At 72.0% G+C, this 17,554-nt stretch carries 13 protein-coding genes; 3 read left to right on the top strand and 10 right to left on the bottom strand.

Annotated elements, in window-relative coordinates:
* Position 1: 1 nt before the first annotated feature.
* The 3 genes from ACIQJT_RS25020 to ACIQJT_RS25030 all read right to left on the bottom strand — a co-directional run bounded on the left by ACIQJT_RS25020 (position 2) and on the right by ACIQJT_RS25030 (position 6,437).
* On the bottom strand, positions 2–1,846 hold the full coding sequence (locus ACIQJT_RS25020) for an acetolactate synthase large subunit (protein WP_086723922.1): 1,845 nt from the start codon (positions 1,844–1,846) through the stop codon (positions 2–4).
* Between the two features lie 207 nt (positions 1,847–2,053).
* A complete protein-coding gene (locus ACIQJT_RS25025) occupies positions 2,054–5,050 on the bottom strand; it encodes a putative bifunctional diguanylate cyclase/phosphodiesterase (protein ID WP_402646892.1) in 2,997 nt (998 codons plus the stop codon).
* Positions 5,051–5,486: 436 nt separating this feature from the next.
* The gene (locus ACIQJT_RS25030) at positions 5,487–6,437 is read right to left on the bottom strand and encodes a 2-hydroxyacid dehydrogenase (RefSeq protein WP_365460387.1); all 951 of its coding nucleotides are present in this window, start codon (positions 6,435–6,437) and stop codon (positions 5,487–5,489) included.
* A 75-nt stretch (positions 6,438–6,512) separates the two neighbouring features.
* Between ACIQJT_RS25030 and ACIQJT_RS25035 the strand changes: the two genes are divergently transcribed.
* Both ACIQJT_RS25035 and ACIQJT_RS25040 read left to right on the top strand, forming a co-directional pair.
* Positions 6,513–7,511: an aldo/keto reductase gene (locus ACIQJT_RS25035; RefSeq protein WP_402646895.1), complete on the top strand. Its 999-nt coding sequence runs from the start codon at positions 6,513–6,515 to the stop codon at positions 7,509–7,511.
* A gap of 120 nt (positions 7,512–7,631) precedes the next feature.
* Positions 7,632–8,810: a PQQ-dependent sugar dehydrogenase gene (locus ACIQJT_RS25040; RefSeq protein WP_402647035.1), complete on the top strand. Its 1,179-nt coding sequence runs from the start codon at positions 7,632–7,634 to the stop codon at positions 8,808–8,810.
* Here ACIQJT_RS25040 and ACIQJT_RS25045 read toward each other — a convergent pair.
* The 7 genes from ACIQJT_RS25045 to ACIQJT_RS25075 form a co-directional block, all read right to left on the bottom strand.
* Positions 8,803–9,021 (bottom strand): DUF6191 domain-containing protein, encoded by a 219-nt coding sequence (locus tag ACIQJT_RS25045; protein ID WP_365460378.1) that lies wholly within the window; start codon positions 9,019–9,021, stop codon positions 8,803–8,805. The two genes, ACIQJT_RS25040 and ACIQJT_RS25045, sit on opposite strands and share 8 nt — an antisense overlap.
* Before the next feature lie 35 nt (positions 9,022–9,056).
* Entirely contained in the window at positions 9,057–12,116 is a 3,060-nt protein-coding gene (locus ACIQJT_RS25050) for an AAA family ATPase (RefSeq protein WP_402647038.1), read from the bottom strand.
* Between the two features lie 140 nt (positions 12,117–12,256).
* Positions 12,257–12,445 (bottom strand): hypothetical protein, encoded by a 189-nt coding sequence (locus ACIQJT_RS25055; RefSeq protein ID WP_053848701.1) that lies wholly within the window; start codon positions 12,443–12,445, stop codon positions 12,257–12,259.
* A 195-nt stretch (positions 12,446–12,640) separates the two neighbouring features.
* Positions 12,641–13,213, bottom strand: a complete 573-nt coding sequence (locus ACIQJT_RS25060) for a hypothetical protein (protein ID WP_402646899.1) — start codon at positions 13,211–13,213, stop codon at positions 12,641–12,643.
* 35 nt (positions 13,214–13,248) lie between these two features.
* Positions 13,249–13,824 (bottom strand): GNAT family N-acetyltransferase, encoded by a 576-nt coding sequence (locus ACIQJT_RS25065; protein ID WP_402646901.1) that lies wholly within the window; start codon positions 13,822–13,824, stop codon positions 13,249–13,251.
* Positions 13,802–16,030 carry an MMPL family transporter gene (locus ACIQJT_RS25070; RefSeq protein WP_402646903.1) on the bottom strand — a complete coding sequence of 743 codons (2,229 nt, stop codon included), beginning with the start codon at positions 16,028–16,030 and terminating at the stop codon, positions 13,802–13,804. Before ACIQJT_RS25070 ends, ACIQJT_RS25065 begins: the two co-directional genes overlap by 23 nt.
* Positions 16,031–16,223: 193 nt before the next feature.
* A complete protein-coding gene (locus ACIQJT_RS25075) occupies positions 16,224–16,529 on the bottom strand; it encodes a hypothetical protein (protein ID WP_402646906.1) in 306 nt (101 codons plus the stop codon).
* Positions 16,530–16,669: 140 nt separating this feature from the next.
* Between ACIQJT_RS25075 and ACIQJT_RS25080 the strand changes: the two genes are divergently transcribed.
* A complete protein-coding gene (locus tag ACIQJT_RS25080) occupies positions 16,670–17,491 on the top strand; it encodes a methyltransferase domain-containing protein (protein ID WP_402646909.1) in 822 nt (273 codons plus the stop codon).
* Positions 17,492–17,554 lie beyond the last annotated feature (63 nt).

A 17,554-nucleotide genomic window follows, 5' to 3' on the forward strand; every position in this document is an offset into this window, starting at 1 on the left:
CTCAGTCGTCTTCGTTGTCGCCGAAGTCGGGGCGGACGTCCCGGGCGGCCATGATCTCGTCATTGGAGGTGCCGGCGGCGACCATCGGCCACACCATCGCGTCCTCGTGGACGATGAAGTCGACGACGACGGGACGGTCGTTGATGGAGTTGGCCTCCGCGATGACCTTGTCCAGGTCCTCCGGGCGCTCGCAGCGCAGGCCCACGCAGCCCATCGCCTCGGACAGCTTCACGAAGTCCGGCACGCGCGTGCCCTTCGCGTCCGGGTTGATGTCCTCCGGGCCGCTGTGCAGGACGGTGTTGGAGTAGCGCTGGTTGTAGAAGAGGGTCTGCCACTGGCGGACCATCCCGAGGGCGCCGTTGTTGATGATGGCGACCTTGATCGGGATGTTGTTCAGGGCGCAGGTGGTCAGTTCCTGGTTGGTCATCTGGAAGCAGCCGTCGCCGTCGATCGCCCAGACGGTGTTGCCCGGCACGCCGGCCTTGGCGCCCATCGCGGCCGGGACCGCGTAGCCCATGGTTCCGGCGCCGCCGGAGTTCAGCCAGGTGGCGGGCTTCTCGTACTGGATGAAGTGCGCGGCCCACATCTGGTGCTGGCCGACGCCCGCCGCGAAGATCGTGCCCTCGGGGGCCAGCTGCCCGATCCGCTCGATGACCTGCTGCGGGGAGAGCGAGCCGTCGGCGGGCAGGTCGTAGCCGAGCGGGTAGGTCTCGCGCCAGCGGGACAGGTCCTTCCACCAGGCGCTGTAGTCGCCCTGGTGGCCCTCGCTGTGCTCCTTCTGGACGGCCTGGATCAGGTCCGCGATGACCTCGCGGGCGTCCCCGACGATCGGCACGTCGGCGGCGCGGTTCTTGCCGATCTCGGCCGGGTCGATGTCGGCGTGGACGATCTTGGCGTGCGGGGCGAAGCTGTCCAGCTTGCCGGTGACGCGGTCGTCGAAACGGGTACCGAGGGCGACGATCAGGTCGGCCTTCTGCAGCGCGGTGACGGCGGTGACCGAACCGTGCATGCCCGGCATTCCCACGTGCAGCGGGTGGCTGTCGGGGAACGCGCCGAGCCCCATCAGGGTGGTGGTGACGGGGGCTCCGGTGAGTTCGGCGAGGACCTTCAGCTCGGCGGTGGCGCCGGCCTTGAGGACACCGCCGCCGACGTAGAGGACGGGCCGCTTCGCCTGGGTGATCAGCTTGGCACCCTCGCGGATCTGCTTGGCGTGCGGCTTGGTCACCGGGCGGTAGCCGGGCAGGTCCATGACGGGTGGCCAGGAGAAGGTGGTCTTCGTCTGGAGGATGTCCTTGGGGATGTCGACCAGGACCGGGCCGGGGCGGCCGGTGGAGGCGATGTGGAACGCCTGCGCGATCACCCGGGGGATGTCCTCGGCCTTGGTGACCAGGAAGCTGTGCTTGGTGATCGGCATGGTGATGCCGACGATGTCCGCCTCCTGGAAGGCGTCCGTGCCGATGGCCGAGGACACCACCTGGCCGGTGATCGCGACCAGCGGCACCGAGTCCATCTGCGCGTCGGCGATCGGGGTGACCAGGTTCGTCGCGCCCGGTCCCGAGGTCGCCATGCAGACGCCGACCTTGCCCGTCGCCTGCGCGTAGCCGGTGGCCGCGTGGCCGGCGCCCTGCTCGTGGCGGACCAGGATGTGGCGCACCTTGGTGGAGTCCATCAGCGGGTCGTACGCCGGAAGGATCGTGCCACCGGGGATGCCGAATACCGTCTCGGCGCCGACCTCCTCGAGAGAGCGGATGAGGGACTGCGCGCCCGTGACGTGCTCGGGGGCGGACTGCTGTCCTCCGGATCGGGGCCGCGGCTGCGGATGGGCCCCGGTGGCCTGCTCGGTCATCGTCATTCTCTTCTCGATGCTGAGGGTGTGAAGCTGAGGTGGGGAGACTGGGCAACAAAAAACCCCTCGTGCCGTAAGGCAAGCGAGGGGAGCGCGCCGGGTGGGGATCGCTGAGCGGTCTGTGGCTCAGCGTCAGCCGACGCGCTTTCCAAGTACGAGAATTCGGGTGCGCATGAGACTGACCCTCCCCCCGGCACGCACTTACTGTCAAGTGGGTGGGACGGGAGTCTCATTATGTGAGCGGAGGGCCGTCCCACCACCGAGTACGGCGGTCATGCCTCCGCTGTACCCGCCCGTACCGCCGCCCACGAACGCGGGCTCCGCGGGGCCGTGCGGCACCGGGTAGCGCCCCGAGGCCAGCGCCCTGCGCAGCCGGTACTCGTCCAGCGGGCCGGCGAACGCCATGCCCTGCCCGTGCGTGCAGCCCATCGCGCGCAGGGCGACGACCTGTTCGGGCAGGTCCACCCCGTCGGCCACGGACTGGAGCCCGAGGTCCCCGGCGATTCTGAGCAGCCCGCTGGTGATCTTGTGCAGGCGGGCGGACTCGACGACGCCCTCGACCAGGCTGCGGTCGAGCTTCAGCACGTCCACGGGGAGTTTGCGCAGCGCGGTGATCGCCGCGTAGCCGCTGCCGAAGCCGTCCAGGGCGATCCGGACACCTACGCGCCGGAGCGCGGTCAGGCGGCGTTCCAGCTCGTCCAGCGAGACACGGGGGTCGGTGTCGGAGAGCTCGATGACCAGGGAGCCGGACGGCAGTCCGTGCCGGGTCAGCAGCGCCTCGACGGACCCCAGGGGCAGCGAGCGGTCCAGGAGCCGCTGGGCGCCCATACGGACCGCCACGGGCACGGTGAGTCCGTTCGCGGCCCGCTCGGCCGCCTGCTCCACGGCCTCCTCCAGGATCCAGCGGCCCAGCTCCTGCGTCTTGTCGCTGTCCTCGGCCACCCGCAGGAACTCGGCGGGCGTGAACAGCACTCCCTGGGAGGAGCGCCAGCGCGCCTGGGCCGAGACCGATGTGATCCGGCCGTCCTCCAGGCAGACGACGGGCTGGTGCAGCAGGGCGAACTCGCCGTCGTGCAGCGCGGCACGCAGACGCGTGGCCAGCTCCGCCTTGCGTACGACGTCCTGCTGCATCTGCGGCGCGTACAGCTCGACCCGGCCCTTGCCGCCCGCCTTGGCGCGGTACATCGCGAGGTCCGCGTTGCGCAGGATCTCGCCCGCTCCGAGGCCGGGCTCGGCGAAGGCGACCCCGATGGAGGCGGCGACCCGGACATCGTTGCCGTCGATGAGGTAGGGCTGCGAGAGCGTGACCCTGAGGCGGTCGGCGAGCTCCAGGATGTTGCCCTCGCGGGCGGTGCGGTCGCGGGTGCCGTCCCCGACGATCAGCGCGGCGAACTCGTCCCCGCCGAGCCGGGAGGCGGTGTCGCCGTACCGGACCGCGTCCTGGAGTCTGCGGGCGGCCTGGACGAGCAGCTCGTCCCCGGCCTGGTGCCCGATCGTGTCGTTGACGGCCTTGAAGCCGTCCAGGTCGATGAAGAGGACGGCCGTGCCGTGGTCGGAGGAACGGCGGCCGGACAGGGCCTGCTGCACGCGCCGGGTGAACAGGGCGCGGTTGGGCAGGTCGGTCAGCGGGTCGTGCTCGGCGTTGTGCTGGAGCTGCGCCTGCAGGCGCACTCTCTCGGTCACGTCCCGGCTGTTGAAGATGAGGCCGCCGTGGTGGCGGTTGACGGTCGACTCGACGTTGAGCCAGCCGCCGTCGCCGGACCGGAAGCGGCACTCGATGCGGGTGGTGGGTTCCTCCAGGGGGTTGGCGGCGAGGAAGCGCCGCACCTCGTGCACCACGCAGCCCAGGTCCTCCGGGTGGATCAGACCGGCCAGTTCCGTGCCCACGAGCTCCTCGGCGGGGCGTCCGTAGACACCGGCGGCGGCCGGGGAGACGTACCGGAGGATGCCGTTGGGCGCGGCGATCATGATGACGTCGCTGGAGCCCTGCACCAGGGAGCGGAAGTGGTTCTCCTTCTGCGCGAGTTCCTGGGTGAGGGTGATGTTGTCGAGCAGCATGATGCCCTGGCGCACCACGAGGGCGAGCACGACGGTGCCGCCGGTGAGCAGCACCACCCGGTCCACGCTGCGGCCGTTGAGGACGTTGTAGAGGATCCCCAGGGTGCAGACCGCGGCGGCGAGGTACGGCGTGAGGGCGGCCAGCGACCCGGTGATGGGCCGGGTGGCCGGATACCGGCCGTGTTCACCGCCCGGCGCTCCCTGGGCGGACGGGTGGTGCTGGATCCCGAACCGCTGCCTGGGCAGGTGTTCGCGCACCACGCGCGTGTGCCCGGCCGGCCGCTGCCGGTCGCTCTCGGGGTGCCGCGGCGCGGCCCAGGGGGCGTAGGCGAGGAGCAGGGAGCCGGCGAACCAGCCCGCGTCCAGCAACTGGCCGGAGCGGTAGCTGTTGTGCAGCAGCGGCGAGGTGAACAGGGCGTCGCACATGACGGTCAGGGCGAGCGCGCCGATGGCGGTGTTCACCGCGGTGCGATTGACCGCCGAGCGCCGGAAGTGCAGGGCGAGGACCATGCTGACGAGGGCGATGTCCAGCATCGGGTACGCCAGGGACAGCGCGGTGTGCGCGACGCTCGGCCCCTCCGACTTCGCCGCCTGGGCGAGGGCGAGGCTCCAGGAGAGGGTCAGCAGCGAGCCGCCGATCAGCCAGGAGTCGAGGCCGAGGCAGACCCAGCCCGCCTTGGTCACCGGCCGCTTGGCGAGGACCAGCAGACCCACGATGGCGGGCGGCGCGAAGCACAGGAAGAACAGGTCGGCGTAGCTGGGGTTGGGCACTTGCCGGCCCAGGACGACCTCGTACCACCCCCAGATCAGGTTGCCGAGGGAGGCCATCGTCGAGGACAGCGCGAAGAGCAGCCAGGCGGGTCGAAAGCGGACCCGGCGGTTACGGGCGTAGACGAAGCACGACACGGCGGCGGTGGCCGCCGCGGCGCTCAGACCGAAGTCGCCCATGATCAGGGCCGCTTCGCGCGAGCCCCAGCCGAGCGCGGAACCGATGGCGTAGCCCGCGCACACCAGGGCGAGAAGGAGCTGGTGGACCAGGCTGGACCCGCGGCGGGAGACCGGCGGCCGGGAGGGCAGCGCCCCTCGCGCGGGCCTGGCCCGCAGCGCTCCGTCGAGGGTGGTCGTGGGAGACGGGGGCGAGGTCACCGGGCCCTCCCGGTCCGCGCCGCTCCGGGGTCCCGGGGGTCCGGGTGCGCCGGGTGCGCATGCCTCCTGCGGCTGCTGTGCCTGCGGTGATGGCTGTGGTGACCGCCGTGACCGGCGTGGTGACCGCGTCTGCGCGCGGCCGTGTGCCAGGGTCGGAGCCGGCGGCCCCGCCGCGTCGGATCGTTGGTCCATAGGCCGTGCATCGCCCGTCGCCCCCCTCACAGTCTGCAATGTCCATCCCCGGCGCCGAAGGTGCGCGGCGCAGCCCCTGTCGGGACGATACACCAGTCTCGTCACTCAGGGACATAGTTCCTCTACGCTCCGTGACGACCAGCGGCGATGCGGGCACGGACCGCGTCCGAAAGGTTGCGGAGGGTACCGGAAACGGATTGCACGCCCGTTGCGCGCCCGCGCCCGCCGGTGCGCTTCGTACGCGTCACGCGCCGTCGGATCCCGTCGTAAGGATCACGTTGCGCAGGGGCTCCTGGTTCACATAACGATTCAACTGATCCGCCAACAGGCGTTTGGCGCGCGGCAGGAACGCGGACGTGGGTCCTCCCACATGGGGACTGACGAGTACGCCCGGCGCCTGCCACAAGGGGTGGCCCGGGGGCAGCGGCTCGGGATCGGTGACGTCGAGGGCGGCGGTGATCCGGCCGCTCTCCAGCTCGGCTAGCAGCGCCTTGGTGTCGACGACCGGGCCGCGGGCGACGTTCACGAGGAGCGCGCCGTCCTTCATACGGGCGAGGAACTCGGCGTCGGCCAGGTGACGCGTGGTCTCGTCGAGGGGCGTGGACAGGATGACGACGTCCGCCTCGGGGAGCAGGGCGGGCAGTTCGGCGAGCGGGTGCACGGGGCCGCGCTCCGTGGTGCGCGCGGAGCGCGCGACGCGCGCCACCCGCGCGACCTCGAACGGCACGAGCCGGTCCTCGATGGCCGAGCCGATCGAGCCGTAACCGACGATGAGGACGCTCTTGTCGGCGAGTGCGGGCCGGAACCCGCCGCGCCACTCCCCCTTGTCCTGGGCGCGCACGAAGTCCGGGATGCCGCGCAGCGAGGCGAGGACCAAGGTGAGCGTGAGTTCGGCGGTGCTCGCCTCGTGCACACCGCGCGCGTTGCACAACCGCACACCGGGACGCAGGTGCTTCAGCCCCGGCGTCACGTTGTCGACGCCCGCCGACAGCGTCTGCACGACCTCGACGGAACTCAGGTGGGGCATCGGACGCAGGACGACGTCCAGGGGCTTCATGTAGGGGACGACGTAGTAGGCGCAGTCGGCCGGGTCGGCCGGGAAGTCCTCCTGGCCGTTCCAGAAGCGGTAGTCGGGGCCCTCGGGGAGCCCCTCGATGTCGTCGGGCGGGATCGGCAGCCACACGTCAGCACTCATGCTCTGGAGGCTATGTCAGGCGCCCGGAGGCCCAGAGGTTAGGTTGGGGGCCGGAAGAGGGAGGGTCACGAGCAGGTGGAGCGCAGGACGATCGGCGCGGCGGCGCTCGCGGTGGGAGCCGTCGGACTCGGGTGCATGCCGATGAGCTGGGCCTACAGCGGGTCGCGGCAGCGGGGCGACGAGTCGGTCAGGGCCGTGCACCGGGCGCTGGATCTGGGTTCGACCCTGCTGGACACGGCCGACATGTACGGCCCGTTCACCAACGAGCTGTTGCTGGGGCGGGTGTTGAAGGAACGGCGCCAGGACGCGTTCGTGTCGACCAAGGTCGGACTGCTGGTGGGCGAGCAGCACATCGTGGCCAACGGCCGCCCCGGCTATGTGAGAAGGGCCTGCGACGCCTCCCTGCGGCGGCTCCAGACCGATGTGATCGACCTCTACCAGCTGCACCGCGAGGACCCCGAGGTCCCGGTCGAGGAGACCTGGGGTGCGATGGCGGAACTCGTACAGGCCGGAAAAGTACGGTCGTTGGGGCTCTGCGCGATGGGGGCGCGGGGCGGGCGCCGCTCCGGGACCCGGCTGTACGACGCGACGATCCGGCAGTTGCGGCGGGTCCAGCAGGTCTTCCCGGTGAGCGCGGTGGAGGCGGAGCTGTCGGTGTGGTCGCCGGAGGCTCTGGAGACCCTGGTGCCGTGGTGCGCGGAGCGCGGGATCGGCTTCCTCGCGGCGATGCCCCTCGGCAACGGCTTCCTGACCGGCACCCTGACCCCGGGCGAGGGCTTCGAACCGGACGACGTCCGCGCCCGCCACCCCCGCTTCACGGCCGAGATGATGGCCGCGAACCAGCCGATCGTCTCCGGCCTGCGCCGCATCGCGGCCCGGCACGGCGAGGGGGTGACCCCGGCCCAGGTGGCCCTGGCGTGGGTACTGGCACAGGGCCGCCACGTGGTCCCGGTGCCGGGCACCAAGCAGGAGCGCTGGGCGACGGAGAACGCGAGGGCGGCCGCACTCCGGCTGACGGCCCAGGACCTCGCGGAGGTGAGGGCACTCCCACCGGCGCAGGGGTCGTGGGACTAGCGGGTCCGGGCGGGTGCGATCCGGGCGGACGGCGAGGTGTCCGCATCGGGGGCCGGAGATCGGGAACCCGGGAGGCGCGAGCGGTGTATGACAGGTAGAACCCGCCGCTTCGAAGGGACCATGATCGTGCATCGTCGAGCTGTGACGGCCGTGCTGGCCGCGACCACGCTCCTGCTGACGGCCGGCTGCTCCTCCGACGGCGGAGGGGGCGCCGGTGACGCGACGGGCGGCGACCGCGCCTCGTCGAGCGGTACGGCCTCGGGCTCCTCCCCCACCCGGCAGGCGGCGGAGGCGACACCGCCGGCGAAGGGCTCGGTGAAGGTGGTGCGCACGGTCGCCGAGGGACTCAAGACCCCGTGGGGCCTCGCCCCGCTCCCGGACGGCGACCTGCTCGTCTCCTCACGGGACGAGGGCACGATCACCCGGGTCGACGGAGAGTCGGGCCGGAAGACGGAGCTGGGCCGGGTCTCCGGGGTCTCCGCGGCCGGCGAGGGCGGCCTCCTGGGCATCGCCCTGTCCCCGGACTACGCCTCGGACCACATGGTCTACGCCTACTTCACCTCGGACTCGGACAACCGCGTGGTCAGGATGGTCTACGACGAGCAGAAGGCGTCCGGCGAACAGTTGGGCGCCCCCGACACCGTCTTCAAGGGCATTCCGAAGGGCTTCATCCACAACGGCGGCCGGATCGCGTTCGGCCCGGACGGCATGCTGTACGCGGGCACCGGTGAGAGCGGCAACACCGGCCTGTCCCAGGACCGCGAGTCCCTGGGCGGCAAGATCCTGCGCCTGACCCCGGAGGGCGACCCGGCCCCGGGCAACCCCTTCCCGGACTCCCCGGTGTACTCCTACGGCCACCGCAATGTGCAGGGTCTCGCCTGGGACTCCGAACAGCGTTTGTTCGCCTCGGAGTTCGGCCAGGACACCTGGGACGAGCTGAACGCGATCAAGCCGGGCGACAACTACGGCTGGCCCACGGCCGAGGGCAAGTCCGACGACAGGCAGTTCCACAACCCGACAGCCCAGTGGCACACCGACGACGCCTCCCCCAGCGGTGTCGCCTACGCCGAGGGCTCCGTCTGGATGGCCGGTCTCAAGGGCCGGCGGCTGTGGCGCGTCCCGCTGGAGGGCACGGCCGCCTCGGCCGCCCCGCAGGCGTTCCTGGAGGGTGAGTACGGCCGGCTGCGCACGGTGGTGTCCGCGGGCGGGGACAAGCTGTGGCTCGTCACCAGCAACACCGACGGCCGCGGCAGCCCGAAGGCGGGGGACGACAGGATTCTGGAGATACAGGTCAGCTAGCCGGTTGCTCGTCCGGATCCCGGTCCGGGCCCGGGGTCTCGTCCTCCTCCGGCCCGGGCCTGCGGACGACGACCTTCCCGGAGGTGAGGTCTATCGGCCCGCGTCCGGGGTCGCCGTCGCCGACGTCCTCGCGGGTCAGCGCCAGGCGGTTCTGCTCGTCGCGGGTGTGCTTGCGGCCAGGCGCGAACAGTTCCTCGAACATGTTGAACATGCAGCCTCCCCGGCCGGTCTCCTCCACCGTACGCCTCACTCGGCGATCGGCGCCCGGAGGGCCTCCGCCGGGAACAGCCCGAGCCGGTGCGCCACCGCCGCCGCTTCTCCCCGTCCGGAGACGCCGAGCTTGGCGAGGATGTTGGACACGTGGACGCTGGCCGTCTTCGGGGAGATGAAGAGCTCCTCCGCGATCTGGCGGTTGGTGCGGCCCAGCGCGACCAGGCGCAGGACGTCGCGTTCCCGGCCGGTGAGGCCGAGGGAGCGGACCGGGTCGACGCGGTCGGGCACCGGGGCCGCGGTCAGGGTGAGGCGGGCGCGCCGGGCGAGCAGCAGGACCGCGTCGGCCAGCGGCCGGGCACCGAGGTGGTCGGCGGCGGCATGGGCGAGGCGGAGCAGTTCGGTGGCCCGCTCGCGTTCGGGCTGCTCGGCGCCGCCGGGGGCGGACAGAAGGGCCGCGGCGAGCCGGTGGCGGACGCGGGCGAGGTCGTAGGGGCGTTCCAGGGGCTCGACGGCGCTGAGGGCCTCGTACCAGTGGTCCGGGGTGTCGGCGCACTCGGCGCGCAGCAGTTCGGCGCGGAGCCAGCGGTCGTGGGCCAGCCAGACGGGCGCATGGGTGGCGAGGGGCCTGGCGGCCTCCCGGATGCGGTGGAGGATCTTCGAACGGCCCTGTTCGGCGACGGGCAGGCCGAGGCTGTCGGCCTCCATGGTGGCGGCGGTGAGCAGCAGGGGCCAGGCGTAGCGCTGGGTGCCGGGCGGGAAGCCGGAGTCCAGGACGCGTTCCAGTTCGGCGCGGGCGTCCAGGAGGCGGCCTTCGCCGGCGGCGACTGCGATGGTGATGTCGGCGAGGGGGAGTTCATGCTGGGGAGCCTGGTCGTGGGAGCCGAAGTAGCCGCGCGCGGCGTCCAGTTGACGTGCGGCTTCGGCGAGGTTGCCACGGGCGAGGGCGAGTGCCGCCCGGTTCACGGCGTGGAAGGCGCGGGGCTTGGCGCTCTGACCGACGAGTTCGGCCTTGGTGGCGGCTTCCGCGGCCTGGTCCCAGCGGCCCAGGGAGAAGAGGGACTCGGCGAGGTTGCCCCAGATCCAGGCTTCCTTGTCGGAGAGGCCGAACTGCCGGGCGTAGCCGATCCCTTCCTCCAGGATCGGCACGGCTTCCCGGGAGCGTCCGATGGCTTCGAGGGCGCTGGGCAGATTGACGTAGACCCGGCTGGCGACGGCGGAGGTGCCGTCGTCGAGAGCCTGCCGCAGGATCGCGAACATCTCGGCCAGCCCGGTCTCGACGCCGCCGGACTCGACGGCGAGGCCCGCGTGGGTGAGTCGCGCGTTCATCTCGATCTCGCGGGCGTCGACCATGCGGGCGTACTCCACGGCGCGCTCGGCGGCCAGGATGGCCTCCGGTCCGGGAATGTGGATCATGGACCAGTGGGCGACGTTGGCGAGGACCTCGGCGTGCACCTCGGACGGCGGCAGGCCGCGGACCAGGTCCTCGGCGGTGGCCAGTTCGGCCCAGCCGTCGCCGCGGGCCAGTCCCTGGACGAGATGGGAGCGCTGGACCCAGAACCAGGCGGCGCGCAGCGGGTCGCCGTCGTCCTCCAGGAGGTTCAGCGCCCGCTTGGTGATCTTCAGGGCGCGTTCACGTTCGCCGCCCAGCCGGCCGGCGACGGCGGCCTCGGCCATCAGGTCGAGGTAGCGCAGCGGGGTGGTGGCGGGGTCGCAGCCGCAGGGAGGGTAGACCTCGGTGTAGTCGACGGGGCGCAGGGCGGCCCGGACGTCCTCGGGGGTGGAGTCCCACAGCTCCATCGCGCGTTCCAGGAGCCGGAGTTGTTCGGAGTAGGCGTGCCGGCGGCGGGCGGTGACGGAGGCGTCCAGGACGGCGGGCAGCGCCTTGGCGGCGTCGTGGGCGTGGTACCAGTAACTGGCCAGCCGCATGACCCGCTCGTCGGCGGGGACGAGCGTGGGGTCGGCCTCCAGGGCTTCGGCGTAGCGGCGGTTGAGGCGGGAGCGTTCACCGGGCAGCAGGTCGTCGGCGACGGCCTCGCGGACCAGGGAGTGCCGGAAGCGGTAGCCGTCGCCGTCGGGTGCCGGGATGAGGATGTTGGCGTTGACCGCGACCCGCAGCGCCTCGATGAGGTCGTCCTCGGCGAGCCGGGTGACGGCGGCGAGGAGCCGGTACTCCACGGTGGAGCCGCCCTCGGCGGCCACCCGGGCGACCCGCTGGGTGCTCTCGGGCAGCCCCTCGACGCGCACCAGGAGAAGGTCCCGCAGCGAGTCGGTGAGCCCCGCACCGCAGCCCTCGGTGGCGCAGACGGCGAGTTCCTCGACGAAGAAGGCGTTGCCGTCGGAGCGTTCGAAGATCTCGTCGACCTGGGCGGGGTGGGGTTCGGTGGCGAGGATCCCGGCTATCTGGCGGCTCACCTCGTCCCGGTTGAAGCGGCCGAGTTCGATGCGGCGGACCGTGCGCAGCCGGTCGAGTTCGGCGAGCAGGGGGCGCAGCGGGTGGCGGCGGTGGATGTCGTCGGCGCGGTAGGTGGCGAGGACGACCAGGCGGCCGGTGCGCAGGGTGCGGAAGAGGTAGGCCAGGAGGTGGCGGGTGGAGGCGTCGGCCCAGTGCAGGTCCTCCAGGGCGACGACGACGGTGCGCTCGGCGGCGACGCGTTCCAGGAGGCGGGCGGTGAGTTCGAAGAGGCGGGCCATGCTCTCCTCGTCGTGGCGGCCGGTGCCGCGGGCGGGGATCGCCTCGCCGACCTCGGGCAGCAGCCGGGCCAGTTCCTCCTCCTGGCCCGCGGCCGCGGCGGCCAGTTCCTCGGGCAGGGCGCGGCGCAGGGCGCGCAGGGCGGTGGAGAAGGGGGCGAAGGGCAGTCCGTCGGCGCCGATCTCCACGCAGCCGCCGAGGGCGACGACCGCGCCCTGCCGGCAGGCGGCGGTGGCGAACTCCTCGACGAGCCGGGTCTTGCCGACGCCGGCCTCACCGCCGAGCAGCAACGCCTGCGGCTCTCCCGCGGCGGCGCGGGAGAGCGCTTCGTTCAGGCTGTTCAGCTCTTCGGTGCGGCCGACGAACACGGGACTGACGGACCTGGTCTCCACGGGCCCGAGCATGGCACGCGGGTCCGACACCGCGTCACCCGTTTTCGGGGCGGGCCCGGTCCCCCGACCGGTGCCGATCGCAGGGAGGACGGCCGTGGCGGTGGCCGCGGGGACGGGCAGTGCCGTGCGGCCGTCCTCCCTCCCCCCGGCGCTCACGCCGTGCGGAGGAACCGGTGCCGCCGGGGGCGGCCGGTATGCGAATCGGCCTCCGCGGTGCGTTCGGCGGCTTCGCGGCGGGCGGCGCGGCGGCCGCGCAGGGTCTCGCGGACGAGCCGCTCGTGCTCGGCCTGGCGGAGGAGTTCGGCGGAACGGTACTGGGAGAGCTCGTACTCGGCATACATGGCGTGGTCCTTGTCGGAGTCGGTTTCGGCTTCGCTTTCTGCGATGCCTCCACCTTCGTCTCCGAGGGGGGTCCGCCACATCGGGAGAGTTCCGCATCTTCGGGGGCCGCGGGGGCCTTAGACGCGCGGGAGGGGCCTCAGGAACTCCGTAAGGTACCTACGGATGCTCTGAGACCCCTCGTGACCTGCGGCTGTTCAGCCGGCGGAGGGCAGGTCCAGCAGGACGCCGGTGTACTTGAGGACTGCCAGGAGCAGGCCGACGACCCCGAGCGCGACACCGCCCCAGGCGACGGACTTGATCCACGCGGCCTGCGGCCTGCCGGGGGCGCCGAAGGCGGGCCGGGCCAGCACCGCGACACCGACGACCAGGGCGAACAGCGCGAAGACGCCGCCCCACACCGCGGTGGTCTGCCAGGCGTCGCCGTAGACCTCCTTGACCTGCTTGGCGACGCTCGCGCTGGACGAGGTCTCCAGCTGGCCGACGAGGGTCTCGCGGGCCGCGGCCACGGTGCCGATCCAGCTCCCGGTCAGCGAGACCAGGCCGAGCGCGGCGGAGACGACGGCGCCCGCGCCCTGGCCGACGCCGGTCGGGCCCTCCTTCTGGACGGCCTCGACGGGCTCGTCGGCGCTCTCGTCATCGATCTCGTCGGCCGCGACGGCCTCCGCCCCCGTCACCTCGTCGGTCGTGGCGACGCTCACCTTCTGCTCGTCGGTCGTGGCCTCGGCGCCCGTCTCGGCGCCGGTTTCGTCAGCAGTCTTCGTTCCCATGTCGGGCACCGTACGGATCCTGTCTGAGAGGGTTCTTAATGATCGTTCCGGGCTGCACGCGCGCGTGCCTCACGCCACTCGGGGGCGAGAATCGACCACACCTCGAGGTCGTGCCGTACGCCACGATAGGGGTGGGCCTGGCGGCGGACCCCGTCGCGGGTCATTCCCAGGCGCCGGGCGACGTTGATGCTGGCCGTGTTCCCGGCCGCGGCGACCCATTCGACCCGGTGGATCCCGCGTTCCTCGACCACCCAGTCGATCAGCACCCGCATGGCCCGGGTGATCAGTCCCCGGCCGGTCGCGGCGGGCTCCAGCCAGCAGCCCACCTCGCAGTTGCCCTGCTCGGCGTCGAAGTTCAGGGTGAGCACCCCGCCGACGAGCTTTCCGTCCAGCCAGATGCCGTGGTAGCCGCCGGTGTCGTCGGCGCGCATCCGCGCGTACCGCTGGAGCGTCTCGCGCGCGGAGGCCACGTCGACGGCCTTGGAGCCGAAGGGGATGAACCGCCCGATGAACTCACGGCCCCGCTCCAGGTTGGCGAGGAACTCCTCCGCGTGCCACGGCTCCAGGGGCCGCAGTTCCGCCCCGTCCTCACCCAGCGATATCGCGTACATCCCCGTCCCGCTCCTTCTCCAGTTGCTCCACGACCGCGTCCAGCCTGTCATGCGCGGCGCGGCACTCGGGCGGTTCGATGCTGATGCGGGGCATGCGGCGGTCCAGCCAGCCGGGCAGCCACCAGTTGGCGCCGCCGAGCAGGTGCATGAGGGCGGGGACGAGGAGCGTGCGCAGGACGAAGGCGTCGAGGGCCACGGCGGCGGCGAGCGCGATGCCGAACATGGCGATCACGCGGTCGCCGCTGAGGACGAAGGCGAGGAAGACGGAGATCATGATGACCGCGGCGGAGTTGATCACCCGGCTGGTCTCGGCGAGGCCGACGCGCACGGCCCGCCGGTTGTCGCCGGTCTCCAGCCACTCCTCGTACATCCGGCTGACCAGGAAGACCTGGTAGTCCATGGAGAGCCCGAAGAGGACCGAGACCATGATCACGGGCAGGAAGGGTTCGATGGGTCCGGCACGGCCCAGTCCCAGCAGTTCGCTCCCCCAGCCCCACTGGAAGATCGCCACGACCACCCCGAAGGCGGCGGCGACGGCGGCGACGTTCATCGCGGCGGCCTTCAGCGGGATGCCGACGGAGCGGAAGGCGAGCAGGAGCAGCAGACAGCCCAGGCCGATGACGACGCCGACGAACAGGGGCAGCTTGCCGACGATGACATCGGCGAAGTCGTCGTACGAGGCGGTCATCCCGCCGACGTGGATGTCCAGGGAGGTGCCGGTCTCGGCGCGCGGCAGCACCTCGGTGCGCAGCCGGTCCACGAGGTCGCTGGTCTGCCGGGACTGCGGGGCGGAGTCGGGGACGATCGTGAAGTAGGCGAGGTCGCCGCCGGTGTCGTAGGTGACCGGGCTGGTGGAGGCGATGCCCTCGGTGGTGCGCAGGGTGGCGTCGAGGTTGTCGAGGCGGAGTCTGTCCTCGGCGCCCGCGACGGGGGTCACGAGGGTCAGCGGACCGTTGACGCCGGGGCCGAAGCCCTCCGCGAGGAGGTCATAGGCCTGCCGGGTGGTCGAGGACCTCGGGTCGTTGCCCTGGTCGGAGGTGCCGAGCCGGAGGCCGAGCGTGGGCAGGGCGAGGACGGTGACGACCAGCAGGGCGATCCCGCCGAGCAGCTTGGGGTGCCGTTCCACGAACGCCGACCAGCGGTGGGCGAACCCGGTCGGCAGTTCCGGCTCGGGCCCGTGCTCGGCGAGCCGGCGCCGCTCGCGCCGGCTCAGGGCGCGCATGCCGATGAGGGAGAGCAGGGCGGGCAGCAGGGTCACGGACGCGGCGACCGTGAGGACGACGGTCAGGGAGGCGGCGATCGCGACGCCGTTGAGGAAGCCGAGCCGCAGGATCAGCATGCCCAGCAGGGCGATGCAAACGGTGGCACCCGCGAAGACGACCGCGCGCCCGGTGGTGGTGACGGCGTTCTCGACGGACTCGGCGACGCCCAGCCCGCGTTTGAGGCCGCGGCGGTGTCTGGTGACGATGAAGAGCGCGTAGTCGATGCCGACGCCGAGTCCGATCAGCATGCCGAGCATGGGCGCGAAGTCGGCGACGGTCATGGTGTGCCCGAGCAGCACGATGCCCGCCCAGGCGGTGCCCACGCCGACCAGGGCGGTGGCGATGGGCAGCAGCGAGGCGGCGAGCGAACCGAAGGCCAGGAACAGCACGACGGCGGCCACGAGGACCCCGACGACCTCGGCGACGTGCCCGCCCGAGGGCTCGGCGAGGGCGACGGCGCTGCCGCCCAGCTCCACCTGGAGCCCGTCGGCCTCCGCGGCCTTGGCGGTCTTCACGACGGCCCTGGCCTCGGAGGCGTGGATGTCCTCGGCCGAGTCGGCGAAGGTGACAGTGGCGTACGCGCTGCGCCCGTCGGCGCTGATCCGTGCGGCGCCCGCGTCGTCGTACGGGCCGACCACGTCGGTCACCCCGGGCAGGTCCGCGATCTCGCCCAGGGCGGTGGTCATCGTCTGCTCGACGTCGGCGTCCCGGACGGAGCCCGAGGTGACGTGCCAGACGACCGTGTCGCTGTCGCCGCCGAGGTCGGGGAAGCCGTGGTCGAGCAGCTGGGTGGCGCGGCCCGACTCGGTGCCGGGGACCTCGTAGTCGTTCGAGTACGCGGACCCGGCGACGGCGGCGCCCGCGCTGACCCCGCCGAGGGCGAGGAGCCACAGGAGGACGACGACCAGGCGTCGTCGGACACACCAGCGTGCGAGGGCTGCCACGAACGTGCTCCCAGGGTGGTGAATTGTGGATCTTTGACCGGGAACAGTCGTTCATGAGGTGAACGGCCCGCAAAGAACGCATGAGCAATGCCTGGACCACTCTTGCAGGCAAAAGTGATCGTTTACCGCCATCGTGCGTTTATTCACAGGAGTGGGAGGCAGATCACAGGACAGTAACGTTCACTCTGTCACGTCAGTCGAACTGGTCGCCCAGCGCCATCACCATGACACCGACGATCAGCAGCCACAGGGCTCTGCGGGTGCGTCCCCGGGAGCCCAGGACCGCGGCGAGCGCGCACACCGCGGCACCGAGGGCGTAGGCCGTGGGCACCAGCGCGGGGGCGGTGCCGGCCGCGCGGAGCGCCGCCGCGGCCAGCCCGGCGAGGGCCAGCAGGGCGCCGGTGCCGGAGGCCGTCCAGCGGGCCCGCCGGGCGTCCAGCACCTGACTGTCGTACTCCTCCTGTATGTCGGACGGCTCGGAATTCAGGGGACCGTTCATGGCGGGCGAGCGTAGCGTGTTCCGCTGGGAGAACCCGGGCCCGTACGGCCCCCGACCGAAGCAGGTGCGTTGTTTGAGCGTCCGACCGAGCTCCGCCGTATCCCTTTCCGTCTCTCAGGACTCAAGGAGCCCGTTCACCGATGCCGAACGACATCACCGCGAGGACCTCGCAGACCTCGAATGAGGACCTCACCCGACGGCTGACGCAGGCCCGCTATCCCCGCAGCAACAGCTACGACGTCCGCTGGGTCGTCGAGAACCAGATGGGCCCGAACGCGCTGTGGCTGCTGGAGTGGCTCGCGCCGGCCCTCGGCCTGGACACCCTGCGCCCCTGCGCCCGCGTGCTCGACCTGGGCTGCGGCCGGGCGATGACCTCGGTCTTCCTGGCCAGGGAGTACGACGTCCAGGTCACCGCGGCCGACCTGTGGGTCGGGCCGGACGAGAACGCGCGGCGCATCGCCGAGGCCGGGTTCGCCGACCGGGTGCTGCCCGTGCACGCCGAGGCGCACGACCTGCCGTTCGCCGAGGCCAGCTTTGACGCGATCGTGAGCATCGACGCGTACCAGTACTTCGGCACCAATGATCTGTATCTGCCCACGCTGACCCGGCTGCTGAAGCCGGGCGGGCGGATCGGGATCGTGGTGCCGGCGCTGCGGGAGGAGCCGGACGGCACCGAGCCACCGGAGCATCTCAAGCAGTGGTGGCAGCCCGACTTCTGGTGCTTCCACACCGCCGACTGGTGGCGGCGCCACTGGACCCGCGGCGGGGCCGTCGAGGTGGAGGCGGCCGACTGGCAGCCGGACGGCTGGCGGGACTGGCTGCTGTGGTGCGAGGTGGTCGCCGAGGAGAGCCCCGAGGAGTTCCACCGCACGATGGCCCGCGAGGTCGGCGAGATGGTCCGGGCCGACGAGGGCCGCTCGCTGGGCTTCGTACGGCTCGTGGGACGCCGTAAGCAGCCATGAGTAGCGGGTAGCCGTACGGCCCCGGAGGCGATGCCCTCCGGGGCCGTACCGCGTGCTCCTGCT

The sequence above is a fragment of the Streptomyces sp. NPDC091972 genome, assembly GCF_044756385.1.
GTDB lineage: Bacteria > Actinomycetota > Actinomycetes > Streptomycetales > Streptomycetaceae > Streptomyces.